The organism is Ectothiorhodospira shaposhnikovii (genome assembly GCF_047222355.1).
Taxonomy (GTDB): Bacteria; Pseudomonadota; Gammaproteobacteria; order Ectothiorhodospirales; family Ectothiorhodospiraceae; genus Ectothiorhodospira.
Genome location: NZ_CP178333.1, coordinates 2,796,092 through 2,821,339, shown reverse-complemented (window position 1 = coordinate 2,821,339; position 25,248 = coordinate 2,796,092). Strand labels below are relative to the sequence as shown.

Below are 25,248 nucleotides of genomic sequence, written 5' to 3'. Positions count from 1 at the left end.
TGTGAGGGCGTTGGCCATGCAGCGGGAGGCCTTTTTTCTGGGGCGCGGTACCGGACGGCGCTTTTGTCTGGTGACCCGACCCGAGGGGTGTCCTGTTGGCGGGATCATTCATGTCCCGGCTTTTGCCGAGGAACTGAATACGTCCCGCCGCATGATCGGTCTGGCGGCACGGTCCTTTGCCCGAGCAGGTTGGGTGGTCCTGCAGATGGATCTCCATGGCTGCGGCGACAGTGCCGGAGACTTCGGGGAGGCACACTGGGATTCCTGGCTTGAGGATCTGGACAGGGCCTGGGCGTGGATGGACGCGGACTGTGCCGGTCCCCGGGTGTTGTGGTCCTTGCGGGCGGGCGCATTGCTGGTGGCGGACTGGTTGAAGGGCACCGAGAGATCGGTGCCTTTGCTTTTCTGGCAACCGGTGACGCAGGGGCAGCGGCAGTTGAACGAGTTCTTGCGGCTCAGGGCCATGGCCGGGATGCTGGAGGGCGGAGAGGCCTCGGGAGTAGTTGAGTCGCTCAGGCTGGCGCTGGAAACTGGTGAGGGGGTGGAAGTGGCGGGATATTCTCTTGGGCCGGCGCTGGCGGCGGGGCTGTCGGCTGCCGAGTTGGTGCTACCGGAGGGGTTTCAGGCTCCGGTGGGGTTGTTGGAGGTGGCCGCCGGCGGCGTGCCGGGGCGAGGTGTCCAGCGTCTGGCGCAGGCATGGCGGGCGCTGGAGGTGCCGGTATGGGTGTCGGCGGTGGATGGTCCTCGGTTCTGGCAGTCACGGGAGATCATGGTGGCACCCGCCTTGTGTGATGGGTCTCTGAATTTTCTGAAGTCGCTGGAGGCAGTCCGGTGAGTGCGTTTACCGAGCGGGCGCTGTGTTTTCCCTGCGGTGATGATGAGTTGCTGGGGGTGGCGGCGGTGCCGGATGGGCCGGTCGGCGATGTGGGGGTGATCGTGGTGGTGGGTGGCCCCCAGTATCGGGTGGGGAGTCATCGCCAGTTTCTATTGTTGTCCCGGTATCTGGCCGGTGCCGGGTTTGCCTGTCTGCGCTTTGATTTTCGTGGCTGTGGGGATGCCACGGGCGAATCGCGCGGGTTTGAGTCGGTGGACGACGATATCCGGGCCGCGGTGGATGCCTTGCTGAAGGCGGTGCCGCGGGTACGGCAGGTGGTGCTCTGGGGGTTGTGTGATGGTGCCTGGGCAGCAGGTGTCTATGCCCCCAAGGATGCCCGGGTAGCCGGGCTGGTGTTGCTGAATCCCTGGCTGGGTGAGGTGGGGGAGGATGCCGGGGTGGTGTTGAAGCACTATTATCTGAGGCGTTTTCTTGATCGGGGGTTCTGGCGCAAGGTGTGGCGTGGGCGGGTGTCCTGGCACCGATCCGGTGGTGAGTTGCTGGGCCTGTGTCAGCGTGTGTTCAGACGCGGTGATGGGGTAGAAACCGGTGCTTCCCTGTCCGGGCAACTGCGGGACGCCGTGTTGCGGTCGAAGCGGCCGGTACTGTGGTTGCTCAGTGGCCGTGATCTGGTGGCCCGCCGGTTTGAGCGGGTCGTTGAACAGGACCCGGTCTGGTCTTCATTGCTGCGGCAGGGGGTGGTGATGCACATCGAGGGGGCCGATCACACGTTTTCCCGCGCGCAGTGGCGGGATCAGGTGGCGGCAAGCACCCTGCGCTGGCTGCATGCCCTGCAGGATCCGCCGCCACCCCCGGCAGCGCGTGTGCCTACGTCCGATCCGGCGACCACCCCTTGAGTACGGCGGCGATACGTTCCGCGGCCTTGCCGTCCCAGTATTCGGGGATGCGTCCGGACTTTGCCGGTTGTGCCAGCGCCTGGGTGACGGCTCCCATGATGGCTTCCGGTTGGTTGCCCACCAGGGTGTTGGTGCCCTCCGTGACGGTGATGGGCCGCTCGGTGTTGTGGCGCAGGGTGATGCAGGGAATGCCCAGGGCGGTGGTTTCTTCCTGTATGCCGCCGGAGTCGGTGAGGACCAGGCGGGCCTCCCGCATCAGGCCCAGCAGTTGCAGATACCCCAGGGGCGGGGTGCACAGGACGCGACGGGGGTCCAGGGTGTCCAGCAGGCCGAATTCCATCAGACGGCCACGGGTGCGCGGGTGAATGGGAAAGATGATGGGCAGATCAAGATCACGGGCGATGCGGTTGATGCAGTCCGTGATGCCGGTCAGCACGGTCCGGTCATCCACATTGGAGGGGCGGTGCAGGGTGAGCAGGGCATAGCCTGCGGGTGAGTCGATGAGTCCGGCATCCAGGCCCTGGGCCTTTAGGGTGTCTGACGCCGGTATGGCCTGGCGCAGGTTGTAGTGCAGGGTGTCGATCATCACGTTGCCGACGAAATGCACCCGCTCCGGGTCAATGCCTTCCTGTTTCAGATTGTCCAGGGCGCTGCGCTCGGTGGTGAAGAGCAGGTCGGAGATCTGGTCGGTCAGGACCCGGTTGATTTCTTCGGGCATGGTGCGATCCCGGCTGCGCAGCCCGGCCTCCACGTGGATGACGGGGACGCCTTTCTTGGCGGCCACCAGGGCGCAGGCGATGGTGGAGTTGACATCACCCACCACCAGGATGGCGGCGGGCTGATGCTGATCCAGGACCGGTTCCACCCGACGCATGATCTCCGCGGTCTGCTGGGCGTGGGTGCCCGAGCCGACTTCCAGGTTGATGTCCGGGTGGGGGATGCCCAGATCGCGGAAGAAGGCGTCATTCATGTCGGCATCGTAGTGCTGACCGGTATGCAGGAGCAGGGCCGGTATCTCTGCCGCGGCGAAGGCCCGCATGATGGGGGCGATCTTCATGAAATTGGGGCGGGCGCCGACGACGCAGAGGATGGGGCGGATGGACGACATGAGGTCTCCTTGGCTTTGGGCGCCCGGGTCAGGCAGTTCGAGATGTCCCATGGCGCAAGGATGGTAGCTTAACCCGACAGGGATTTTTCGGCGACGGGCGGTGGTCCTTAGCTGGGTGCGCTGTAGGCAGGTCGCTGTCTTGGGCTGAATTTGTAATTATGCTCCAGATGAGAAAAGTGCCGCTGGTTGGGTGGCCTGTCGATTCGGAACAACAGGTTCAGCGTAAACGGATATGGGATGTTCTGCCATATATTCGGACGACCGCCCGATCATGATATTTTGGATGGAGATCTCCATTGGCTGACGTGCCTCGAAAGGGAGTTAATTTTGCGGTGGCTGCCTGGTTGTCACTCCTGGCGGTGCTCTATGCCACCTTGATGCCGTTTGATTTCGGTAACCAGAGTGTTGCCCAGGCCTGGGCACATTTCACCAGTCTGGATGTCCCGCAAATGCGTGCCTCGGCGCGGCAGCAGTGGGTGTCCAACATCCTGATGTTTGTGCCTCTGGGACTGTTCTGGACGGCCTGGTTGTCCGGTTATGTGCGCGGTTTCCTGGGGCGTTGCCTGGTGGGGCTGTTCGTGGTCCTGCTGGCCCTGGCGACCACGGCGATGGTGGAGTTCCTGCAGTTCTGGTTGCCCCGGCGAGAGCCGTCCCTGCTGGATATGAGCGGCAACTTCATTGGTGGCGTGGTGGGCGTGCTGGCATGGTATGGATTGTCGGGGCCGGGACGCCGGTGGTTGGCGACGCTGCGCCAGGGTGGGTTGACCGCGTTGCGAAGAGGGTTGGTGATCTATGGGGTGGCCTATGTGCTGTTTGCCTGGTTGCCGCTGGATTTCATCGTTTCCTGGCAGGAGTGGGTGGGTAAGCTGGAATCCAATGGCTGGGGGCTTTGGCGGGCGCCCGTCTCTGAGGATGCGGGCCTGCGCTGGTGGGTGCTGCGGAGCATGATTGTGGTGATGACCCTGCCTGTCGGTATCTTGGTGGGGTGGTGGATGAGGGAGCATTTTGCGGCTGTCTCGGGCTGGGGGAGATTCTTCCTGTCCGTGGTTGCCGCAATGATGTTTGGCGTGTGGGTGGAAATCGGGCAGTTTCTGACGATTTCCGGCATTGCCGAGGGTGGATCTGCCCTTTCCAGGGCGCTGGGGGTGCTTCTGGGGATCGGGCTGTTTGTGTGGCGCGGGCATTTCAGTCCGGGCCGGCTGCGCCATCGGGCGCGGCCGGTGGTGATGCTTTCGTTGATCCCTTACCTGGCGCTCATGGTGTTGCTCAATCTGGGCGGAAAGGGGTTTGTTCTGGAGGCGGGGGAGGTATCGGCCAAGCTGGAATCGATGCGATTCTTGCCGTTCTGGTATCACTATGTGGTGCCCGAGGCGGCGGCAATCGGCAGTGTGCTGCTGCATCTGATGATGTATGCCCCCGTGGGCATCATGATGTGGCTGTGGCGTTGGGGGCCGTGGGGCGTCACACCCTTGGGTGGTCCATGGGTCGCTGTTGCGTTGGCGATGACGCTGGCCGTCGTGATGGAGTCGGGCAAGCTGTTCATGGCGGGGCTGAGGCCGGATCCTACGAGTGTCTGGATTGCGGCGGCGGCGGCCTGGGTGGGCTGGCAGGCCTGTGGGGCGGTCTGGTGGGGCTTGCGGGGGATTCGGGATTATCCTGCCCCGGAGCGCCCTCGTTCAGTGAGGCCGGTGACGGATTTTCCAGGGATTGAGCCACCGGATCCGGGGTTTGTTCGGGGGGGTGAATCCGGATGGACTGGGGGACGATGGCGAGTCTGAATGTGTCGCTGATGGTGGAGCCGTCCACAAGGTCAACCTTCCAGGGCAACTCGGATTCGCTGAAGGCCTCCTGGAGCAAGCCCAGGTGTCGCAGGCTTATGGGCGTTCTGGGCATGATGAGTAGATCCAGGTCCGAATAGGGTTTGGTCCTGCCGGTGACCCTGGAACCGAAGGCCCTGACTTCCGTGTCCGGCAGGTGCCGGCAAAGGATGTCGGACACGATTGCCCAGTGACGGGGCTCGATGTCGATGGGAGGCCTATGGGTTGCGGGCATTGAGCTGTTCCAGCAGGTGTTGCGCATCCTGAAGAAAGCCCTGGCATGCCTGGAGAATGATGGCCGCTTTCTTTTGATCGTAAGTGTGGGCCGTGATGTTGCGCAGAGTGCGATACTGAAACCAGGCTTCCACGTCACCGATCAGGCCTTTTTCGGCTCCGCTTCGCAGCAGGTCTCTGAAATTGCTTTTATCGATTTCTTCAGGGCTGGCTGCTTCCAGTTCCATCTGTCGACGTAGCATCTTGATGCTGAGTTCGTAGACAAACTCGAAATTCTGAATGACGCCGGCGATGAGGGTGTTTCTGACCGCGGGCGCCTGTGACTGGAACCAGGTGCTGTCACTGACGATGGCCATGGCCTCTCGAAACGAGATGATGGCATTTTGCAGCGGACTCAGGTCCAGGGTTTCATCCATGGTGCTTCCCTATGTTGGTTGCTTGGTCAGACCAGGATTTCCGGAATGCCCGGATGCCCGAGGAATTTTTCCGGGCTGGCCGTCAGGCCGTAGGCCCCTGACTGAAAGATGACCACCAGATCACCGGGTTGGGCCTTGGGCAGGGTCATGCGGTCGGCCAGTAGGTCCAGAGGGGTACACAGGGGGCCGACTACCGAGGCGGTTTCCATCTCCGTTTCGTCCATGCGGTTGCCGATGGCCACCGGGTAGTTCTTGCGGATGATCTGGCCGAAGTTGCCCGAGGCCGCCAGGTGCTGGTGCAGGCCGCCGTCGGTGACCAGGTAGGGGTGGCCGCGGGAGAGCTTGCGATCCAGGATGCGGCAGACGTAGACCCCCGCCTCGCCCACGAAGTAGCGCCCCAGTTCGATCACCAGTGCCGCCTCCGGCAGGCGGCGGGCCGCTTCTGCCTGGAGCGTGGCCAGGTTGTCGCCGATGGGGGCCGGATCCAGGGGGCGTTCTCCGGGGAAGTAGGGGATGCCGAAGCCGCCCCCCAGGTTGAGGAACCGGATCGGTGCCGGGGCGTGTTCGGCCAGTCGGCAGGCCAGTTCAAAGCTTTTTTGCTGGGCCTCGACGATGGCGCCGGCTTGCAGGTTCTGGGAGCCGGCAAACAGGTGAAAGCCTTCAAAGTGCAGCCCGGCGTTGCCGATGGCCTGGAGCAGGTCCGGCACCTGCTCGGCATCCACGCCGAACTGTTTGGGGCCGCCGCCCATCTTCATGCCGGAACTCTTGAGTTCGAAGTCCGGGTTGACCCGTACCGCCACCCGGGCGGGCAGGCCCAGCTGTTCCGATGCCTGGGCCAGGAGGGGGATTTCCCGGAAGGATTCGATGTTGACCAGGATGCCGGCGGCCACGGCCTGTTGCAGTTCCAGCGGCTGTTTGCCGGGGCCGGCAAAGCTGATGTCGGCGGGATCGGCGCCGGCGTCCAGGGCCACCTTGAGTTCTCCGGCCGAGGCCACGTCGATGCCGTCCACCAGGCCGGCCATGTGGCAGACCAGGACGGGCATGGGGTTGGCCTTCATGGCGTAGTGAAGCTGGATACCCCGGGGGAGTTGTTCCCGCAGTTGCGCCACGCGCCGGGTGAGTAGGCCGCGGTCATGGGCGTAGAAGGGCGTCTGCCCCACGCGGGCGGCCAGCCGGGTGAGCGGCATGCCGCCGATGGTGAGTTCGCCGTCACGGACGGGGAACTGGGTCATGGGGGTGTGGGTGGGGGCGGGTTTGTTCATTTGTTGTCCGATGCCTTCGCAGACCATGCGCCGGCCAGCGCCTTGCGGTCCAGCTTGCCGTTGGGGTTGCGGGGGAGGGGGCCGTCATGGGCGTGGATGCGGGCCGGGACCATGTAGGCGGGCATGCGGGCCTTGCATTGGGCCAGCAGGGCGTCCACATCCAGGGTCGTGTCCGCCGTCGGCGGCGTGGCGATGACGGCGATGATCTGGCCCAGGGTGTCGTCGGGGATGCCGAAGGCCACGCATTCGCCTACCAGCCGGGTGGCGTAGAGGATTTCTTCCACTTCCGTGGGGCTGACCCGGTAGCCCGAGGTCTTGATCATCTCGTCCCGACGGCCGATGAAGTAGAGGTAGCCGTCTTCGTCGTATCGCACCGTGTCGCCGGAGAAGACGGCGATCTCGGGCAGAACCAGACCAGACTCGCGGCCCGGGGCCAGGGTGGGCAGGGGCCTGAAGTGGCGGGCGGTCTTGTCCGGATCGTTCCAGTAGCCCTGGGCCACCAGGGCGCCCCGTTGGACCAGTTCTCCCGGTTCGTTGGGGGCGCAAGGGCTGCCGTCTACCCGCAGGACCAGGACTTCGGCATTGGGGATGGCCTTGCCGATGGAGTCGGGGCGTCGATCCACCTCTTCCGGCGGCAGGTAGGTGGCGCGGAAGGCTTCGGTGAGGCCATACATTAAATAGGGGCGTGTGCGGGGCAGGGTATCCCGCAGTCGACGCAGGGTGGCCAGGGGCATGCGCCCGCCGGTGTTGGCGATGTAGCGCAGGTGTTCGTCGATGCCCTCGGGCCAGTCCTGCTGGGTGAGCTGAATCCACAGGGGCGGTACGGCGGTCAGGCCGGTCACCCGTTCCCGGACCAGGGCCTTGAGTACGTCCCGGGGCAGTAGATAGTTGAGCAGGACCACTCGGGCGCCGGCATGGAAGGCGGTGGTGAGTTGGGAAAATCCCGCGTCGAAGGACAGGGGCAGAGCGGCCAGCAGGGTGTCGTCGGCGTGGTTTTCCAGGTATTGGGCCACGCTTTTGGCGCCCATGACCATGTTGCGATGGGACAGGACCACCCCCTTCGGGCCGCCGGTGCTGCCGGAGGTGTAGAGGATGGCGGCCATGTCGGTGTCGATGATGCGCGGCTCCCGGTAGTCGGCGTGGCCGCCCGGTTCGGGCCAGCCATGGAGGGCGACGCCGGGCAGGTCGGGCATGTCGCCGGGGGCTTCGGTCAGGATGATGTGGCGCAGATCGTGGCAGTCCGCCAGGGCTTCCCGCAGGCCGCCGAGGCGGGCGGGCGAGGTGATCAGGATGCGCACGTTGCAGTTGCGCAGGATGTAGGCCACCTGGTCGGGCTTGAGAATCGGGTTCACCGGCACGAAGACGCCCCCCGCCGCGCTGGTGCCGAAGATGCCGATGACGGTTTCCAGGCGTTTTTCCAGGTAGACGGCCACCCGTTCCCCGCGAGTGAGGCCGATGGAGGCCAGCGCGGCGGCAAAATCCCGGATGGCCTGGGTGGTGTGCCCGTAGGTCCGGGTGGTGTCGCCGTGGGTGAGGGCGGGGGCTTCCGGGTTGCGTTCGCCGGCGGCGAAGGGAAGATGGTGCAGGAGGTAGGTGCTGTCCATGGGGGCCTCGCGCTGTTTTTCAGGCATTCTGCAGGAGGTCTATAATCAAAGCCAAGCGCAATCATGGAGCGGACGCTGTGAAAAACCTGTCGACGAATCATCGCTCATCCCCGCGTTCTCGCCCTCTCGGCTGGTGGATTCTGGTTCTCTTGCTGGTGATGCCCCTGTCGGTGGCGGCGTCGGAGTTGGCCGATGCCATCGCCCGGGTCAAGCCCTCCGTGGTGGGGGTGGGGACTTTCCAGCCGACCCGTTCGCCCCGGGCCAATCTGATGGGGACGGGATTTGCGGTGGCCGACGGGCGTCATGTGATCACCAATGACCATGTGATTCCCCTGACCATCGATACGGCCAACCGGGAGCATCTGGCGGTTTTCATTCCCGGTTCGGGGGATTCCGGCGAAATGCGTCGGGCGGAGCGGGTGGCTTCTGACCCGTTGCGGGATCTGGTGTTGTTGAGAATCGAGGGGGCGCCTCTGCCCGCATTGCGCCTGGGTAACTCCGACCGCCTGCGGGAAGGCGAGACGGTGGCACTCACCGGTTTTCCCATCGGCGCCATGCTGGGGCTGGTGCCGGCCACTCATGTGGGGATTGTTTCCGCCATCACGCCGGTTGCCATGCCCATGCATTCCACCCAGCAGTTGGACCCCCGGGTGATCCGGCGCCTGCGTGATCCCTATGCGGTGTTTCAGCTGGATGCCACGGCTTACCCCGGTAACAGCGGCAGCCCCCTGTACCGGCCCGCGACCGGCGAGGTGGTGGGGGTGTTGAACATGGTGTTTGTGAAGGAGGGGCGGGAGCGGGCGCTGGATCGGCCCAGCGGCATCAGTTATGCCATCCCCGGGAACTACATCCGGGATCTGTTACGGCAGGCGGATCTGACGCCTTAGAATGGGTCATTCCGATTCTTCCCCGTCATTCCCGCGAACGCGGGAATGACGGGGAAGGAGCTGACGTGATGAGGCAGGCTCGGGAGTGACGGGGTGGGTTTAGAACGATCGCATGACCAGCACCTGCACCTTGAACAGGATGGCGGTCACCAGCAGGCCGATGCCGCCGGTGAGAATAACGATCAACTCCAGTCCGAGCAGGTAGTAATCACCCATCAGCCAGGTACCGGCGCTGGCAAGACAGGTGGCAATGCCCAGCAGAGCGATGAGGGTGCCAGCGAAGTCCAGGATTTTTTCCATGTTCCGGTCCTGTTGTGTTGGGTTGAGTTGGTGAGGTGGCTCCAACTTCAGAGTCTAGCAAGCTGCCGGCATTTTGCGGTTCGACGGGACTTCCGCATCAAGCGGGCTTTGCTGCTCTCATGGGACCATCATGGAGTCTGATTTGCATTGACCCTGGTGGGTTGTTTTCAATGGTAGGCCATGAGTTGAATCCGATATTCCGGTTGGCTGGGTAGCCTAGGTGTGAAGCGTTGATGTTTTGTCGGTTTTTTTTACATGCTGGATGTGAGTGAATGCTTTTCCGCCACGGTCGATGATGATGTTTTTGTTAGCCGCTATGGTTTGGGTGGGCATTATCATGGATGTGGGTGATGTCGGTTGTTTATCGTCAATTCAGGTGTCGGCTTGGTTTACAAAGTCAGGTTGATTTTGTGAGTGTTGTCACGTTACATTGCGCCCAATATCCCTGCGATTCCGGGGCTTGAGCGGGTTGGCTTTATTGTTGCATTGTTTTGTTGTAGGGCTTGACACCATATCCTGGGTGCGCCCGGACAGGTTTCTGGTAAGCTTGCGCAGTTGTGGTTGTTCTGAATGCTGCCGGTCCGAGTGAGAGGGGTACTGGCCCTTCCCGGTAGCTTCCGGCTGAAGCGTCTTGTTGCCTTGCTGCCATGAATTCCCACCTATTGCGAGGCTGGTTGTGATGGCTGACAAAAACATACCCGATACCGGTGATGAGCGTTCCCGCATGTTGCCTCCTTCTGACGGTGAGGCTTCGGGAATCTCATGCTCTCAGGGGGTGCAGTCCAGTCGAAGACGGTTTGCTCTGGCTGCCGGCTCAACCTCCGTCCTCTTCGCCTTGGTCAACAGGCCGGCCTTGGGAGCTTGGACCTGTGTCGCCGATACACCCTCCGGGTTTGATTCGCTGAAGGCCAGTGGTCGCAAGGGGGATCGGGAAAACTTGCAGTGTGGAAAATCCCCCGGATACTGGGGGAATGCTGCCGGGGTTAGGGGGGCGTCTTCACCCGAGTTGGATAGGCTCTTTGTCGAGGTATTCGGATCCGCAGGGCATTTTCAGGTTGTAGGGAGCGTTCTTGACGTGAATTCAAGGGTTGAGGCGTTGACTCTCCGGGATGTTGTATCCAGGCATCAGCATAAGAAGCTGTCGTTTCGTGATCCCGACAACCTTGCGCGTGCGTTTGTGGCCGCATACATGAATGCCGTTACATTTTCAGGCACTTATCCCTTGACTCCGGTCCAAGTGATATCGATGTGGACTGAGCTTGAAGCGACTGGTCGGTATGAGGTCAGGCCCGGGGTTTTCTGGGATAAAGTCCGCGTGAAGCAATATCTTGAATCAACCTACGAAAGGACTGTCTGGATTGATGATGCCGACGAGTTTTTCGATGTCTCGGACGGCTCTCCGGATTGACATTGGATATTGACGGGGCAGACGCGATCACTTGGCGGTTGCACCCTGCGGGCGTGATCGTTCGAACCCTGGATGATGGCGTGGCCGTCTTTCATCAGGGTTCGGGTGATGTCTTTGTGCTGTCCCGTTTTCACGGTGAGGTGCTGGAGCATCTGGCGGCTGGGCGCGGCGATTTCATGGCATTACTGCGGTCCTGCACCCCCGACACCGAAACTTCCGGATCCGAAGATCTCCGATGCAAAACCCAGGAAGCGTTGTATCAGGTCATGTCCACCCTGGAGGGGATGCAGTTGGTGGAGCGGACGGCATAAAGGCCTCCCTCCCGTTGGTTGAGGTGGGTGCCATCCCCGCCCGTGACTTCAGAGCGCTGGTGGCCGGTGCCGGTGCCATTATCCATTTCGGGCGCTTTTCCTTTCGCCTGAGTTCCCCCGTTGAACACCTGGCCGATGAAGTCCAGCGGATGTATCGGCATCACCCGGTGAGCCTGGAAGGGTTCGCCGACTTCCACGTGGAGGTGAGACCACCTCGCAATCTGCGGCGATGGTTCGGCAGGCAGCTTGAATTCCATGTGGATGGCAGTTCGTCTTTCTTCCCCTTGCCCCATGCGCAGGCCTTTCCGTTGCTGGAATGGGGGCTTAACTGGTGCGTGCATGACGCCGTGAAGGATTGCCTGATTCTGCATGCCGCCGTGGTGGAAAAGGGCGGCAAGGCTCTGTTGATTCCCGCGCCGCCGGGTTCCGGCAAGAGCACCCTGGTGGCAGGCTTGGTGCATCACGGTTGGCGGTTGCTGTCGGATGAACTGGCGCCACTGGCCCTGGATGCACTCAGCATCGAAGGGCTGGCGCGCCCGATCAGTCTGAAGAATGACTCCATCGACCTGATCAAGGGGCTGGCGGGGGAGGATGCGTTCAGTGGGACGGTGCGGGACACCGTGAAGGGTTCGGTGGCGCTCATGCGCCCGCCCCGTGAGAGCGTGCTGGCCGTGCGGCGTCCGGCCGCCCCGGTGGCGGTGATCTTTCCGAAGTTCACCCGTGGTGCCCGGCCCGTGCATCGTGGGGTGGGGCAGGCTGCCGCGTTTGCACTGCTGATGGAGAGCGCCTTCAATTTTTCAGCCCTGCGTCGGCAAGGTTTTGAAGCGTTGGCGGATCTTGTGGAGCGTTGCGGGTGCCACGAAATCGGCTACGGTAGCCTGGATGAGGGCATGCGGCTGGTGGAGGACATCCATGCCGCTGCCTGACGCGCGTGGTTCGGCAAGGGAACTGCTCGTGTCCGGGGTGCTGGATCCCGTATCCCTGGGGACCCTTTCTCCCGGCCAGTGGGACGTATTGATCAGGCAGGCCCGCCTGAGTCGATTGCTTGGCCGGTTGGCGGTGGGGCTTGAGGCGTGCGGATTACTGGCGTCCGTGCCCATCGGTCCTCGTCAGCATCTGGAATGGGCCATTGCCCGGGTGAATACCCAGGCAGAGGAGCTGCGGTGGGAGCTTTCCTGTATCGAGGAGGCGCTGTCCGGGCTGGATGTGCCGGTCATTCTGCTCAAGGGCGCGGCCTACCATGTGGCCGATCTGGCGTTTGCCGGAGGGCGCCTGTTTGGTGATATCGACATCATGGTGGCGCCGGAGGCGTTGCCTCGGGTGGAGGCGGCGCTGATGCTCAAGGGCTGGGTGAACAGTCATCATGACGACTACGATCAGCGCTATTACCGTGAATGGATGCATGAATTGCCGCCGCTGCAGCATATCCGTCGCGGCACGACCCTTGACGTCCATCATTCGATCCTGCCGCCCACGGCCCGTCTGAAGACCCGTCCGGACTTGCTGATGGATGCCGCGATGACCCTCGACGGCTGTTTCTTCAGGGTGCTGGCGCCGGAGGACCGGGTGCTGCACAGCGCGACGCATCTGTTCTTTTCCGAGGGCGAGATGGCCGGTGGGCTCCGGGATCTGTTGGATCTGGACGGGATGATCCGGGGTTTTTCGGGTGACGAGGACTGGCGGCGCCTGCTGCTGCGGGCGGCCGAGATCGGGCTTGAGCGTCCCCTTTTCATGGCGCTGCATTACCTGGATCGTCTGGTGGGTACCCCTGTCCCGGGAGATGTGCTGGATCTGGCGCGGCGCCGTTATCCAGTGGGGTTCGGAGGGGCGGTGCTGGACTGGGGGTTGAGGATGTCCCTGTCCCCTTCGGACACCCTGGATCGGGGTGTCCATCGGCGTTTGAGTGAGTGGTTGCTGATCATTCGGGGGCACTGGCAGAAAATGCCCCCTCATTTGTTGGTGATGCACCTGGGCAGGAAGGCCTTTGTTCGGCAGTCCTGAGGCCCGGTTCATCGCCGGGCCTGTTTCTTCTTAGTAGCGCGGCGCCCGTTCCCACTCCAGCGAGGTGCGAACGATGAACGCCAGGTCGTCGTGCCGCGGGGTCCAGCCCAGTGTGGCGCGGATTCGGTCCGCCGCGGCCACCAGGCTGGGCGGGTCGCCGGGGCGGCGCGGTTCTTCCCGGATGTCCAGCGGCTTGCCGTTCAGGCGCTCCACCGCATCCAGCACTTCCCTGACGCTCAGGCCGTGGCCGTAGCCCACGTTGAAGGTGTCTGATTCGCCTCCGGCGCGGAGGTGTTCCAGGGCCTTGAGGTGGGCGGCCGCCAGATCGCTGACGTGGATGTAGTCGCGCACGCCGGTGCCGTCGGGGGTGGGGTAGTCGGTACCGAAGATGGAGACATGGGCACGCTTGCCCACGGCGGCTTCGCAGGCCACCTTGACCAGCAGGGTGGCCTTTGCGGTGGACTGGCCGATGCGACCTTGCGGGTCGGAGCCGGCGACATTGAAGTAGCGCAGGATGACGTGGCGCATTTCGCCGGCGGCGGAGAGATCCCTGAGCATCCATTCGCTCATGAGCTTGGAAGTGCCGTAGGGGTTGATGGGGGCGGTAGGGCTGTCTTCCCGGGCGATGCCGTCGTGGGGGATGCCGTAGACGGCGGCGGTGGAGGAGAAGACAAAATGCTTGACGCCGGCCCGGGCGCAGCATTCCAGCAGGTTGCGGGTGCCGCAGGTGTTGTTGCCGTAGTACTTGAGCGGGTCGGCGACGGATTCGGGGACGATGGTGTGGGCGGCGAAGTGCATGACGGTGTCGATGTCATGCTCGTGCAGGATGCGGCTGACCAGCGCCTTGTCGGCGACATCGCCGATGATCAGTTCGCCCTGGGTGACGGCGTCGGCGAAGCCGGTGGAGAGGTTGTCCAGGACGATGACGCGTTCACCGGCCTCGGCCAGCATCAGGGCGGTGTGGCTGCCGATGTAGCCGGCGCCGCCGGTGACCAGGATGGGTTTGTTTGACATGGTGATCCCTCGGGCTCAGGCCTGGATGGACCGGCCTCGGCCGATGGCGTAATAGGCAAACCCCATGTCTTCCAGGTGTCGCGGCTCGTAGAGGTTGCGACCGTCAAAGATGGTCGGGGTCTTGAGCTGCTTGCGGATCAGGTCGAAGTCCGGGCTGCGGAACACATTCCACTCGGTGACGATGGCCAGGGCGTCGGCGCCCGCCAGGGCTTCTTCGTGATCTTCGTACAGGGTCAGGTCCGGGCGCTCGCCGTAGAGGCGGGTGCATTCCTCCATGGCCACCGGATCATGGGCACGGACATGGACGCCGGCATCCCACAGGGCTTCCATCAGGGTACGGCTGGAGGCCTCGCGCATGTCGTCCGTGTTGGGCTTGAAGGAAAGGCCCCACAGGGCGATGGTGCGGCCCTTGAGGTCGCCGTTGAAGTGGGTGCGGATCTTGTCGAACAGGCGTTCCTTCTGGCGCTCGTTCACATCCTCCACGGCGGCCAGCAGCTGGGCCTTGAAACCCACTTGGCGGGCGGTGCGTTCCAGGGCCTTCACGTCCTTGGGAAAGCAGGAGCCGCCGTAGCCGCAGCCGGGATAGATGAAGTGGTAGCCGATGCGCGGGTCGGAGCCGATACCCTGGCGCACATGCTCGATGTCGGCGCCCAGTTTTTCCGCCAGGTTGGCCAGTTCGTTCATGAAGCTGATCTTGGTGGCCAGCATGGCGTTGGCGGCGTATTTGGTGAGTTCCGCCGAGCGGATGTCCATGGCCATGACCCGGTCATGGTTGCGGTTGAAGGGGGCATAGAGGGCGCGCATGAGTTCGGCGGTGCGCGGGTTGTCGGTGCCGACGATGATGCGGTCGGGCTTCATGAAGTCGTCGATGGCGGCCCCTTCCTTGAGGAATTCCGGGTTGGAGACCACGTCGAAGTCCACCTGGGAGCCGCGTTGGGCCAGGGTGTCGGTGATGGCTGCCTTGACCTTGTCGGCGGTGCCCACGGGGACGGTGGACTTGTTCACCACGATGCGGTATTCGCTCATGTTGTCGGCGATGGCGCGGGCCACGGCCAGTACATGGCTCAGGTCGGCGGAGCCGTCCTCGTCGGGCGGGGTGCCCACGGCGATGAATTGGAACAGGCCGTGTTTGACGCCTTCCGCCGGGTCCAGGGTGAAGGCGAGGCGGCCGGTGGCGGCGTTTTCGGCCACCAGGTCATCCAGGCCGGGCTCGTAGATGGGGATCTCGCCGCGCTTGAGGCGTTCGATCTTGTCGGGGTCGATGTCCACGCACAGGACGTGGTTGCCCACTTCCGCCAGGCAGGCGCCCGTGACCAGTCCTACGTAGCCGGAGCCGTAAATGGTGACCTTCATGTCGTGCGATATCCCCTGATGATGGATCTTGCTGGATGAAACGGGCATCGTAGCAAAGGCCCGTGATGACTTCATTAAGGAAGCGCTCCCTTCCCCGCGCCACTTCCCCGGGACATTCACCGCCATTGCGGGAATTTCACTTCAATCGAAATTAATGCTTGACAGAAGGGTCTCGCATGCGAATAATCACCGGCTTTCACCCCTGGAGGGGTTCCCGAGCGGTCAAAGGGGGCAGACTGTAAATCTGCTGGCTCAGCCTTCGAAGGTTCGAATCCTTCCCCCTCCACCAGATTTCTGGTTCCGGCGTTCAACCGAAAATGTGAGCGCCGGGATTCCTTCCTGAGTCAGGGAAGGTGAGGTGTTTTACTTGGCGTCCCGTGTGCCGCTTCGAGCGGGCGGGTGCCGGCAAGGCGACTGAGTGGCGCTGCCGGCAGTGCGGGGTTCCGCGGGTGTAGTTCAATGGTAGAACCTCAGCCTTCCAAGCTGATGATGTGGGTTCGATTCCCATCACCCGCTCCAACAGCATAGTGAATGAGTCCGGCCCATATAGCTCAGTCGGTAGAGCACTTCCTTGGTAAGGAAGAGGTCACCGGTTCAAGTCCGGTTATGGGCTCCAACGTATATCTTTTTGTGTAAAGCAAGAACTTCAACCGGGGTGCTAGACCATGTCGAAGGAAAAATTCGAGCGTAAGAAGCCGCACGTGAACGTGGGCACCATTGGTCACGTTGACCATGGCAAGACCACGCTGACGGCGGCGCTGACGGTGGTTCAGGCGAAGAAGTTTGGTGGTGAGGCCCGTGCCTACGACCAGATCGACAACGCCCCGGAAGAGCGCGCTCGTGGTATCACCATTGCCACCGCGCACGTGGAGTACGAGTCCGACAATCGTCACTATGCCCACGTGGACTGCCCCGGCCACGCCGACTATGTGAAGAACATGATCACCGGTGCGGCGCAGATGGACGGCGCGATCCTGGTGGTGTCCGCGGCCGACGGCCCGATGCCTCAGACCCGTGAGCACATCCTGCTGGCCCGTCAGGTGGGCGTGCCCTACATCGTCGTGTTCCTGAACAAGGCCGACATGGTGGACGACGCCGAGCTGCTGGAGCTGGTGGAGATGGAAGTGCGCGACCTGCTGTCGAGCTACGACTTCCCTGGCGACGACACCCCGATCATCGTGGGTTCCGCGCTCAAGGCGCTGGAAGGCGACACCTCCGACATCGGCATGCCGGCCATCGACAAGCTGATTGCGGCCCTGGACGAGTACATTCCGGAGCCGGAGCGTGCCATCGACGGCGCGTTCCTGATGCCGGTGGAAGATGTGTTCTCCATCTCCGGTCGTGGTACCGTGGTGACTGGTCGTATCGAGCGCGGCATCGTGAAGGTGGGTGACGAAGTCTCCATCGTGGGTATCCGCGACACCATCAAGACCACCGTGACCGGCGTGGAAATGTTCCGCAAGCTGCTGGATCAGGGTCAGGCGGGTGACAACGTGGGCGTGCTGCTGCGCGGCACCAAGCGTGACGAGGTGGAGCGTGGTCAGGTGCTGTGCAAGAGCGGCTCCATCACCCCGCACACCAAGTTCGAAGCGGAAGTGTACGTGCTGTCGAAGGAAGAGGGTGGTCGTCATACCCCGTTCTTCAACGGCTACCGTCCGCAGTTCTACTTCCGTACCACGGACGTGACCGGTTCCTGCGATCTGCCGGAAGGCATCGAGATGGTGATGCCGGGTGACAACGTGAAGATGACCGTATCCCTGATCGCGCCGATCGCGATGGAAGACGGTCTGCGCTTCGCGATCCGTGAAGGTGGCCGTACCGTCGGTGCCGGCGTGGTCGCCAAGATCATCGAGTAAGCAGTAAGAAGTACTGGCGGAATCATCCGCCGAGGCGATACAATCGTCTGGCTGCATCGGCTTGAGTCCGGCGCCTGAAATCAGGCGCCGGGTTTGAATCGAAAAAGCAATTCGTTTGTATCGGTTGTTACAGGCCAGTAGCTCAATTGGCAGAGCAGCGGTCTCCAAAACCGCAGGTTGGGGGTTCGAGTCCCTCCTGGCCTGCCATCTCTCGCAGGCAGTTGCGATTGCAACCGGGTCAAGTTCTATCCCATGGCAGGTAAAGCGGAAGTAGAAGGTGCCGGTTTCGACACCGTCAAGCTGCTGGTAGCCGTTGGGCTGCTGGTGGCGGGCGTCATCGGCTTTTATTGGTTCTCGGACGGGTCGACGCTCTTCCGCGTTCTTGGCCTGCTGGCAATCAGCGGGGTGGCGGTGGGCATCGTGTTCACTACCGCCAAGGGTCGGGCGCTGGCTGGGTTCCTCCAGGATTCGCGCACGGAAGTGCGCAAGATGGTCTGGCCCACCCGGGTCGAGACCCTGCAGACCTCTCTGGTCGTCCTGGCTGTGACTATCCTCGTGGCGATCATGCTGTGGCTGATCGACATGCTGCTGGGGTGGTCGATTCGCGAATTCATCCGCTGAGCAATTAGGAAGTCAAGATGGCCCTGCGTTGGTATGTCGTGCATGCATATTCCGGTTTCGAGAATCAGGTGAAGCGCTCCCTCAAGGAGCGCATTGCCCGTTTCGACATGCAGGACAAGTTCGGGGACATCCTCGTGCCCACCGAGGAAGTGGTGGAGATGCGCGACGGACAAAAGCGCAAGAGTGAGCGCAAGTTCTTCCCCGGGTATGTCCTGGTCCAGATGGAGATGGACGAAGACACCTGGCACCTCGTGAAGAGCGTGCCCAAGGTGCTGGGTTTCATCGGCGCCAATGCCGATCGTCCCACGCCCATTTCCGATAAGGAAGCCGATGTCATTCTGCAGCGCATGCAGGAGGGCGCGGAGAAGCCGCGTCCCAAGGTCTTGTTCGAGCCCGGAGAAGTGGTCCGGGTGACCGACGGCCCCTTCAACGACTTCAATGCCGTCGTCGAAGAGGTGAACTACGACAAGAACCGCCTGCTGGTGGCTGTGCAGATTTTTGGCCGCTCCACGCCCGTGGAGCTGGAGTTTCATCAGGTCGAGAAAGTCTAGGTCTGTTGGAATCACCGAATCGCGGCAGGACCCGGGGAGCCCCGGGTCCTGCCGCTTTTCCTCAGGGGAGCCGAAAGGCGCTAGCACCCACACTCAGGAGTTCATGTCATGGCTAAGAAGATCGAAGCTTACATCAAGCTTCAGGTGGCCGCTGGTAAGGCCAACCCCAGTCCGCCCGTCGGCCCCGCGCTGGGTCAGCGCGGTGTGAACATCATGGAATTCTGTAAGGCCTTTAATGCCCAGACCCAGAATCTGGAGCCGGGTCTGCCGATTCCCGTGGTGATCACCGTCTATTCCGACCGTTCCTTCACCTTTATCACCAAGACCCCGCCGGCTTCCGTGCTGCTGCGCAAGGCTGCCGGTGTGCCCAAGGGTTCCGCCACCCCCAACACCGTCAAGGTGGGCAAGGTGACCCGTGAGCAGGTGGAAGAGGTTGCCCGTACCAAGATGCCCGACCTGACCGCCGCGGATCTGGACGCCGCCGTGCGTTCCATCGCCGGCAGTGCGCGCAGTATGGGTCTTGACGTGGAGGGCGTGTGAGATGGCAAAGCTGAGCAAGCGCATGCGGGCGATCCGCGAGAAGGTCGAGCCGGGCAAGATGTATCCGGTGTCCGAAGCCCTTCAACTGCTGAAGGACACGGCTTCCGCCAAGTTCAGTGAATCCGTGGACGTGGCCGTGAACCTGGGTGTGGACCCGCGTAAGTCCGACCAAGTGGTGCGTGGTTCCACCGTGCTGCCCAACGGCACCGGCAAGACCGTGCGCGTGGCCGTGTTCACCCAGGGTGCCAATGCCGACGCCGCCCGCGAAGCCGGTGCCGACATCGTGGGCATGGATGATCTGGCCGCCGAGGTGAAGGCCGGCAATCTGAACTTTGACGTGGTGATCGCCAGCCCCGACGCCATGCGCGTGGTGGGCCAGCTGGGCCAGATCCTGGGCCCCCGCGGCCTGATGCCGAACCCCAAGGTGGGGACGGTGGCCGCCGACGTGGCCGGCGCGGTGAAGAATGCCAAGGCCGGTCAGGTGCGCTATCGCACCGACAAGGGCGGCATCATCCACTGCACCATCGGCAACGTGAGCTTTGAGCCCAAGGCGCTGGAAGAAAACCTGATGGCGTTGCTGGGTGATCTGATGAAGGCCAAGCCGTCCGCCGCCAAGGGTGTGTACATGAAGCGGGTGACCGTTTCCACCACCATGGGCCCCGGCGTGCCGGTGGATCAGGGTTCGCTGGCGCTGTAATGGCTTCAAGTCCTTCTCCCCCCGCGGGGGGGAAGGACGTTTAAATGTTTAAGTTTGGGTGGGACTGCCGGCGCAAGCCGGTATCCGTCCAAGACCGCAGGCGTCCCGGTTGCCGGGACTTAATGGAAGTTTCAGGTCCGCCTGCGCAGACGGTGTCTCCCGATTCAGGTTCTTCCTGCTGAGGGTACGCCGTAAAGGTAGTCGGAGGCCCGGCCTCCGGCTTTATCACTCAGCGTCATCGGCGCATGCCCTTGACGTCAAACAGGAGGTATATCCGTGGCACTGAATCTCGAAGACAAGAAGGCGATTGTCTCTGAGGTCGCTGCGGTGGCCGCCAGCGCTCATTCGGCCGTTGCGGCCGAATATCGCGGGCTCTCCGTGGGCGAGATGACCGAACTGCGCAAGAAAGCGCGTGAGTCCGGCGTCTACCTGCGGGTGGTGAAGAACTCCCTTGCCCGTCGTGCGGTCGAGGGGACCGATTTCCAGTGCATGCAGGAAGGCATGGTCGGACCTCTGGTCCTGGCCTTCTCCCAGGAAGATCCGGGTGCCGCTGCAAGACTGGTCAAGGACTTTGCCAAGAACCACGCGAAGCTGGAGTGCAAGATGGTGTCCGTGGGTGGACAGCTGCTGGGTCCGGGCGAACTGGATCGTCTGGCCAGCATGCCGACCCGCGATCAGGCCATCAGCCTGCTCATGGCTGTCATGAAGGCGCCGCTCGACAAGTTCGCGCGCACCCTCAACGAAGTCCCGGGCAAGTTCGTTCGCACTGTGGCCGCCATTCGCGACCAGAAACAGGCGGCTGCCTGAGTACATTTTTGAACCGAATCGGGTATCACACCCTCTTAGGAGTTAACCATGGCTGTTTCGAAAGAAGAAATCCTGGAAACCATTTCCAACATGACCGTCCTGGAAATCGTTGATCTGATTTCCGCGATGGAAGAGAAGTTCGGCGTGAGCGCTGCCGCTGCCGTGGCCGCCGCCCCCGTCGCCGCCGCCGGTGGCGAAGCCGCTGCCGAGGTCAAGGACGAGTTCGACGTCGTCATGACCAGCTTCGGCGCCAACAAGGTCAACGTGATCAAGGTCATCCGCGGCCTGACCGGTCTGGGTCTGAAGGAAGCCAAGGACATGGTCGAATCCGCTCCCGCCACCGTGAAGGAAGGCGTGAACAAGGAAGAAGCCGAAAAGATCAAGAAGGAACTGGAAGAAGCCGGCGCCAGCGTCGAACTCAAGTAAGGCGTTGGTCTGGTCTTTGTTTCGCGACCTGGTCGCGTGACACCCGGGGGCTGGCGGTGATGCACCGCCGGCCTCTTGCTGCTTGCTCCACTTCACCCCGCACACAAGGGTGGCGTGTCGATTCTAGTGTGAGGAATCACAATGGCTTATAGCTACACCGAGAAGAAGCGCATCCGCAAGGATTTCGGCAAACGGCCCCAGATCCTCGATGTCCCCTATCTGCTGGCCACGCAGATTGATTCCTACCGTCAGTTTCTGCAGATGAGCGAGCCCCGTCAGGGCCGCGATGAGGTAGGCCTGCACGCCGCCTTCAAGTCGGTGTTCCCGATCGTGAGTTATTCCGGGTCCGTGGAACTGGAATACGTCAGCTACCGCTTGGGTGATCCCGTATTTGATGTGAAGGAATGCCAGCTGCGGGGGATGACCTACGCCGCTCCGCTGCGTGTGCTGCTGCGCCTGGTGATCTACGACAAGGAAGCCCCGGCGGGCTCCCGTGTGGTCAAGGACATCAAGGAGCAGGAAGTCTACATGGGCGAACTGCCGCTCATGACCGAGAACGGTACCTTTGTGATCAATGGTACCGAGCGCGTGATCGTGTCCCAGCTGCATCGGTCCCCCGGCGTGTTCTTCGACCACGACAAGGGCAAGACCCACAGTTCCGGCAAACTCCTGTTCAATGCCCGCGTGATTCCCTACCGCGGCTCCTGGCTGGACTTCGAGTTTGATCCCAAGGACGCCATCTTTGTGCGTATCGACCGTCGCCGCAAGCTGCCCGCGACGGTGCTGCTCCGTGCCCTGGGCATGGAGGAAGAAGACATCCTGGAAACCTTCTTCGAGACCAATACGGTCAAGATCCTCAAGGAAGGTTTCGAGATGGAACTGGTCCCGGAGCGCCTGCGTGGCGAGACGGCGGCCTTTGACATCTATGTGGGCGACCAGTTGCTGGTGGAATCCGGCCGTCGCATCACTGCCCGCCACGTGCGCCAGATGGAGCAGGCCGAGCTGAAGTCCCTGGAAGTGCCGGCCGAGTTCCTGGTGGGCAAGATCCTGGCCCATACCATCGTCGACGAGGACAGCGGCGAGCTGGTGGCCAATGCCAACGACGAGCTCACGCCCGACATGCTGGAGAAGATCCGTCGTTCCGGCACCAAGACCTTCCGTACCCTCTACACCAACGATCTGGATCACGGTCCCTACATCTCCAGCACCCTGCGCATTGACACCACGCGTTCCCAGCTGGAGGCCCAGGTGGAGATCTACCGGATGATGCGTCCGGGTGAGCCGCCGACCAAGGATGCCGCCGAGAATCTGTTCCAGAGCCTGTTCTTCAGCGAAGACCGGTACGATCTTTCCGCCGTGGGTCGCATGAAGTTCAACCGCCGCGTCGGCCGCGAGGAAGAAATCGGCCCCGGCGTGCTGGACAACAACGACATCCTGGACGTGATCAAGGTCCTGATCGACATCCGTAACGGCAACGGCCATGTGGACGACATCGACCACCTGGGCAACCGTCGCGTGCGTAGCGTGGGCGAGATGGCGGAGAACGTCTTCCGCGTCGGCCTGGTGCGCGTGGAGCGGGCCGTGAAGGAACGCCTGAGCGTGGCCGAGAGCGAAGGTCTGATGCCCCAGGAACTGATCAACGCCAAGCCGGTGGCGGCGGCGGTGAAGGAATTCTTCGGCTCCAGCCAGCTCTCCCAGTTCATGGACCAGAACAACCCGCTGTCGGAGGTCACCCACAAGCGGCGTATCTCCGCCCTGGGTCCCGGCGGTCTGACCCGCGAGCGGGCGGGCTTCGAAGTCCGTGACGTGCATCCCACCCACTATGGTCGCGTCTGCCCCATCGAGACCCCGGAAGGTCCGAACATCGGTCTGATCAACTCTCTGGCCGTGTACGCCCGCACCAACCGCTACGGCTTTTTGGAAACCCCGTACCGCCGGGTGGTGGACGGCAAGGTGACCGAGGAGATTCTGTATCTGTCGGCCATCGAGGAAGGCAACTACGTCATCGCCCAGGCGAACGCCACCCTGGACGAGTCCGGCAACCTGGTGGACGAACTGGTGTCCTGCCGATTCCAGAACGAGTTCACCATGTCCACCCCGGACAAGATCCAGTGCATGGACATCTCGCCCAAGCAGATCGTCTCCGTGGCGGCGGCGCTGATTCCGTTCCTGGAGCATGACGACGCCAACCGCGCCCTTATGGGTTCCAACATGCAGCGTCAGGCGGTGCCTTGTCTGCGTGCCGAGACCCCGGTGGTGGGCACCGGCATCGAGCGTACCGTGGCCATCGACTCCGGTTCTTCCATCGTGGCCCGTCGCGGCGGGGTGGTGGACTCCGTGGACGCGGCCCGCGTGGTGGTGCGCGTCAACGACGACGAGACCGAAGCCGGCGAACCCGGTGTGGACATCTACAACTTCATCAAGTACACCCGTTCCAACCAGAACACCTGCATCAACCAGCGTCCGCTGGTCCGTGTCGGTGACGTCATCGCCCGCGGTGACGTGATCGCCGACGGTTCCTCGACGGATCTGGGCGAACTGGCCCTGGGCCAGAACATGCTGGTGGCCTTCATGCCCTGGAATGGCTACAACTTCGAGGATTCCATCCTCATCTCCGAGCGGGTGGTGCAGGAAGACCGCTTTACCTCGATCCATATCGAGGAACTCACCTGTGTGGCCCGGGACACCAAGCTGGGGCCGGAGGAGATCAGTGCCGACATCCCCAACGTGTCCGAGGGTCTGCTGTCCAAGCTGGATGAGTCGGGCATCGTCTACGTGGGTGCGGAGGTGAAGCCGGGTGACATCCTGGTGGGCAAGGTCACGCCCAAGGGCGAGACCCAGCTGACCCCGGAAGAGAAGCTGCTGCGCGCCATCTTCGGCGAGAAGGCCTCGGACGTGAAGGACACCAGCCTGCGTGTCTCTTCCGGCATCGAGGGCACCGTGATCGACGTGCGCGTCTTCACCCGCGACGGCGTGGAGAAGGACAAGCGTGCCCTGCAGATCGAGGAAATGGCCCTGGAATCCGTCCGCAAGGATCTCAAGGACCAGCTGCGCATCTACGAGGACGACATCTACGACCGCGTGGAGAAGCTGCTCTCCGGCAAGCTGGCGGCTGGTGGCCCCGGCGGCCTGAAGGATGGCGCCAAGGTGACCCGCACCTATCTGAGCGAACTGCCTCGCGAGAAGTGGTTCGAGATCCGCATGCGCAGCGAGGAAGTCAACGAACAGCTGGAACTGATGCAGGATCAGCTCAAGCTGCAGCATGACGCCTTCGAGAAGCGCTTCAAGGAGCAGAAGGCCAAGCTCACCGCCGGTGACGATCTGGCCCCGGGCGTGCTGAAGATGGTCAAGGTCTACCTGGCCGTGAAGCGTCGCATGCAGCCCGGTGACAAGATGGCCGGCCGCCACGGTAACAAGGGTGTGGTGTCCATGATCGTACCGATGGAAGACATGCCTTACCTGGATGACGGCACTCCGGTGGATATCGTGCTCAACCCCCTGGGCGTGCCGTCGCGCATGAACGTGGGGCAGGTGCTGGAGACCCACCTGGGGTGGGCCGCCAAGGGCCTGGGTCAGAAGATCGGTCGCATGATCGATGCCAAGGCCCAGGTGGACGAGCTGCGCCGGTTCCTGGATCAGGTCTACAACCATGATCCCAAGAACATCAAGGAAGACCTGTCCCAGCTCACCGACGAGGAAGTCATCGAGCTGGCCAAGCGCCTGCGTCGCGGCGTGCCCATGGCCACTCCGGTGTTCGACGGTGCCGAAGAGCATGAGATCAAGCACATGCTCAAGCTGGCGGATCTGCCGGAAACCGGTCAGACCACCCTGTTCGACGGCCGTACCGGCGATTCTTTCGATCGTCCGGTCACCGTGGGCTACATGCACATGCTGAAGCTGAACCACCTGGTGGACGACAAGATGCACGCCCGTTCCACCGGTCCGTACAGCCTGGTCACCCAGCAGCCGCTGGGCGGCAAGGCCCAGTTCGGCGGCCAGCGCTTCGGGGAGATGGAAGTCTGGGCCCTGGAGGCCTACGGCGCCGCCTATACACTGCAGGAAATGTTGACCGTGAAGTCGGATGACGTACAGGGCCGCAACAAGATGTACAAGAACATCGTCGACGGCGATCACCGGATGGAAGCGAATATTCCCGAGTCCTTCAACGTACTCATGAAGGAAATCCGTTCGCTGGCCATCAATATCGAACTGGAGCAGGACTGAGCCAGGACCACATGACGGGGGCGGACCTTCCGTCCGCCCCGTCGGGCAATCAGGACGTGTCCGCTCCGACTCAATCGAGG

At 62.6% G+C, this 25,248-nt stretch carries 23 protein-coding genes, 4 tRNA genes and 1 pseudogene; 20 read left to right on the top strand and 8 right to left on the bottom strand.

Translation table 11 applies throughout. From position 1 onward, the window contains the following. The first annotated feature begins 1 nt into the window (after position 1). Together ACLF6L_RS12975 and ACLF6L_RS12970 are read left to right on the top strand one after the other, a co-directional pair. Complete coding sequence (locus ACLF6L_RS12975) at positions 2–835, top strand: hydrolase 2, exosortase A system-associated (protein ID WP_412851811.1); 834 nt, start codon at positions 2–4, stop codon at positions 833–835. Beyond that, positions 832–1,731 (top strand): hydrolase 1, exosortase A system-associated, encoded by a 900-nt coding sequence (locus ACLF6L_RS12970; protein WP_412851810.1) that lies wholly within the window; start codon positions 832–834, stop codon positions 1,729–1,731. Before ACLF6L_RS12975 ends, ACLF6L_RS12970 begins: the two co-directional genes overlap by 4 nt. Here the strand turns inward: ACLF6L_RS12970 and wecB are convergent. Then, positions 1,703–2,839, bottom strand: a complete 1,137-nt coding sequence (wecB, locus tag ACLF6L_RS12965) for a non-hydrolyzing UDP-N-acetylglucosamine 2-epimerase (protein ID WP_412851809.1) — start codon at positions 2,837–2,839, stop codon at positions 1,703–1,705. The genes ACLF6L_RS12970 and wecB overlap by 29 nt on opposite strands. Positions 2,840–3,171: 332 nt before the next feature. On the opposite strand from wecB, the gene ACLF6L_RS12960 reads away from it, so the two are divergent. Further along, entirely contained in the window at positions 3,172–4,617 is a 1,446-nt protein-coding gene (locus ACLF6L_RS12960) for a VanZ family protein (RefSeq protein ID WP_412851808.1), read from the top strand. A 25-nt stretch (positions 4,618–4,642) separates the two neighbouring features. Here ACLF6L_RS12960 and ACLF6L_RS12955 read toward each other — a convergent pair. From ACLF6L_RS12955 to ACLF6L_RS12940, 4 genes and pseudogenes are all read right to left on the bottom strand, one after another. After that, a pseudogene (locus ACLF6L_RS12955) lies at positions 4,643–4,891 on the bottom strand (nucleotidyltransferase family protein); the annotation flags it as partial. Next, a complete protein-coding gene (locus tag ACLF6L_RS12950) occupies positions 4,875–5,306 on the bottom strand; it encodes a nucleotidyltransferase substrate binding protein (RefSeq protein WP_412851807.1) in 432 nt (143 codons plus the stop codon). The gene ACLF6L_RS12950 and the pseudogene ACLF6L_RS12955, both read right to left, overlap by 17 nt. A gap of 26 nt (positions 5,307–5,332) precedes the next feature. Further along, positions 5,333–6,568, bottom strand: a complete 1,236-nt coding sequence (locus ACLF6L_RS12945) for a pyridoxal-dependent decarboxylase, exosortase A system-associated (RefSeq protein WP_412851806.1) — start codon at positions 6,566–6,568, stop codon at positions 5,333–5,335. After that, entirely contained in the window at positions 6,565–8,172 is a 1,608-nt protein-coding gene (locus ACLF6L_RS12940; protein ID WP_412852791.1) for an acyl-CoA ligase (AMP-forming), exosortase A system-associated, read from the bottom strand. The genes ACLF6L_RS12945 and ACLF6L_RS12940 overlap by 4 nt, the downstream gene beginning before the upstream one ends. Positions 8,173–8,330: 158 nt before the next feature. Here ACLF6L_RS12940 and ACLF6L_RS12935 point away from each other — a divergent pair, with 158 nt between their 5' ends. Next, complete coding sequence (locus tag ACLF6L_RS12935; RefSeq protein ID WP_238616513.1) at positions 8,331–9,059, top strand: S1C family serine protease; 729 nt, start codon at positions 8,331–8,333, stop codon at positions 9,057–9,059. Positions 9,060–9,158: 99 nt separating this feature from the next. Here ACLF6L_RS12935 and ACLF6L_RS12930 read toward each other — a convergent pair whose 3' ends face one another. Continuing rightward, the gene (locus tag ACLF6L_RS12930; protein WP_238616168.1) at positions 9,159–9,359 is read right to left on the bottom strand and encodes a hypothetical protein; all 201 of its coding nucleotides are present in this window, start codon (positions 9,357–9,359) and stop codon (positions 9,159–9,161) included. Between the two features lie 679 nt (positions 9,360–10,038). On the opposite strand from ACLF6L_RS12930, the gene ACLF6L_RS12925 reads away from it, so the two are divergent. From ACLF6L_RS12925 to ACLF6L_RS12910, 4 genes are read left to right on the top strand one after another with little or no spacing between them, the layout of a single operon-like run. Then, a complete protein-coding gene (locus tag ACLF6L_RS12925) occupies positions 10,039–10,767 on the top strand; it encodes a hypothetical protein (RefSeq protein ID WP_238616167.1) in 729 nt (242 codons plus the stop codon). A gap of 53 nt (positions 10,768–10,820) precedes the next feature. Continuing rightward, positions 10,821–11,078, top strand: coding sequence for a hypothetical protein (locus ACLF6L_RS12920; RefSeq protein WP_008933290.1), 258 nt, complete (start codon positions 10,821–10,823; stop codon positions 11,076–11,078). 23 nt (positions 11,079–11,101) lie between these two features. Beyond that, a complete protein-coding gene (locus ACLF6L_RS12915) occupies positions 11,102–12,004 on the top strand; it encodes an HprK-related kinase A (protein WP_238616165.1) in 903 nt (300 codons plus the stop codon). Beyond that, the gene (locus ACLF6L_RS12910) at positions 11,991–13,079 is read left to right on the top strand and encodes a nucleotidyltransferase family protein (RefSeq protein WP_238616164.1); all 1,089 of its coding nucleotides are present in this window, start codon (positions 11,991–11,993) and stop codon (positions 13,077–13,079) included. The genes ACLF6L_RS12915 and ACLF6L_RS12910 overlap by 14 nt, the downstream gene beginning before the upstream one ends. Positions 13,080–13,109: 30 nt before the next feature. On the opposite strand, the gene galE is transcribed toward ACLF6L_RS12910, so the two are convergent. Together galE and ACLF6L_RS12900 are read right to left on the bottom strand one after the other, a co-directional pair. Next, positions 13,110–14,093: a UDP-glucose 4-epimerase GalE gene (gene galE / locus ACLF6L_RS12905; protein ID WP_238616163.1), complete on the bottom strand. Its 984-nt coding sequence runs from the start codon at positions 14,091–14,093 to the stop codon at positions 13,110–13,112. A 15-nt stretch (positions 14,094–14,108) separates the two neighbouring features. Then, positions 14,109–15,446 carry a UDP-glucose dehydrogenase family protein gene (locus ACLF6L_RS12900; protein WP_238616162.1) on the bottom strand — a complete coding sequence of 446 codons (1,338 nt, stop codon included), beginning with the start codon at positions 15,444–15,446 and terminating at the stop codon, positions 14,109–14,111. Between the two features lie 204 nt (positions 15,447–15,650). On the opposite strand from ACLF6L_RS12900, the gene ACLF6L_RS12895 reads away from it, so the two are divergent. The 12 genes from ACLF6L_RS12895 to rpoB all read left to right on the top strand — a co-directional run bounded on the left by ACLF6L_RS12895 (position 15,651) and on the right by rpoB (position 25,168). After that, a tRNA-Tyr gene (locus ACLF6L_RS12895) sits at positions 15,651–15,735 on the top strand. A gap of 156 nt (positions 15,736–15,891) precedes the next feature. Continuing rightward, positions 15,892–15,965 (top strand) — tRNA-Gly (locus ACLF6L_RS12890). Between the two features lie 21 nt (positions 15,966–15,986). Continuing rightward, positions 15,987–16,062, top strand: a tRNA-Thr gene (locus tag ACLF6L_RS12885). A gap of 49 nt (positions 16,063–16,111) precedes the next feature. After that, positions 16,112–17,302, top strand: coding sequence for an elongation factor Tu (gene tuf, locus ACLF6L_RS12880; protein ID WP_200176777.1), 1,191 nt, complete (start codon positions 16,112–16,114; stop codon positions 17,300–17,302). 131 nt (positions 17,303–17,433) lie between these two features. Next, a tRNA-Trp gene (locus ACLF6L_RS12875) sits at positions 17,434–17,509 on the top strand. Between the two features lie 45 nt (positions 17,510–17,554). Continuing rightward, the gene (gene secE, locus ACLF6L_RS12870; RefSeq protein ID WP_238616161.1) at positions 17,555–17,923 is read left to right on the top strand and encodes a preprotein translocase subunit SecE; all 369 of its coding nucleotides are present in this window, start codon (positions 17,555–17,557) and stop codon (positions 17,921–17,923) included. A 17-nt stretch (positions 17,924–17,940) separates the two neighbouring features. Then, complete coding sequence (gene nusG, locus ACLF6L_RS12865) at positions 17,941–18,474, top strand: transcription termination/antitermination protein NusG (protein ID WP_238616160.1); 534 nt, start codon at positions 17,941–17,943, stop codon at positions 18,472–18,474. Positions 18,475–18,582: 108 nt separating this feature from the next. Then, positions 18,583–19,014: a 50S ribosomal protein L11 gene (gene rplK, locus ACLF6L_RS12860; RefSeq protein WP_200176780.1), complete on the top strand. Its 432-nt coding sequence runs from the start codon at positions 18,583–18,585 to the stop codon at positions 19,012–19,014. A gap of 1 nt (position 19,015) precedes the next feature. Beyond that, positions 19,016–19,711, top strand: a complete 696-nt coding sequence (gene rplA / locus ACLF6L_RS12855) for a 50S ribosomal protein L1 (protein WP_238616159.1) — start codon at positions 19,016–19,018, stop codon at positions 19,709–19,711. A gap of 282 nt (positions 19,712–19,993) precedes the next feature. After that, positions 19,994–20,518, top strand: coding sequence for a 50S ribosomal protein L10 (gene rplJ / locus ACLF6L_RS12850; protein ID WP_238616512.1), 525 nt, complete (start codon positions 19,994–19,996; stop codon positions 20,516–20,518). Between the two features lie 48 nt (positions 20,519–20,566). Then, positions 20,567–20,944 (top strand): 50S ribosomal protein L7/L12, encoded by a 378-nt coding sequence (gene rplL, locus ACLF6L_RS12845; protein ID WP_090202975.1) that lies wholly within the window; start codon positions 20,567–20,569, stop codon positions 20,942–20,944. A gap of 141 nt (positions 20,945–21,085) precedes the next feature. Further along, entirely contained in the window at positions 21,086–25,168 is a 4,083-nt protein-coding gene (gene rpoB / locus ACLF6L_RS12840; RefSeq protein WP_238616158.1) for a DNA-directed RNA polymerase subunit beta, read from the top strand. Positions 25,169–25,248: the final 80 nt, after the last annotated feature.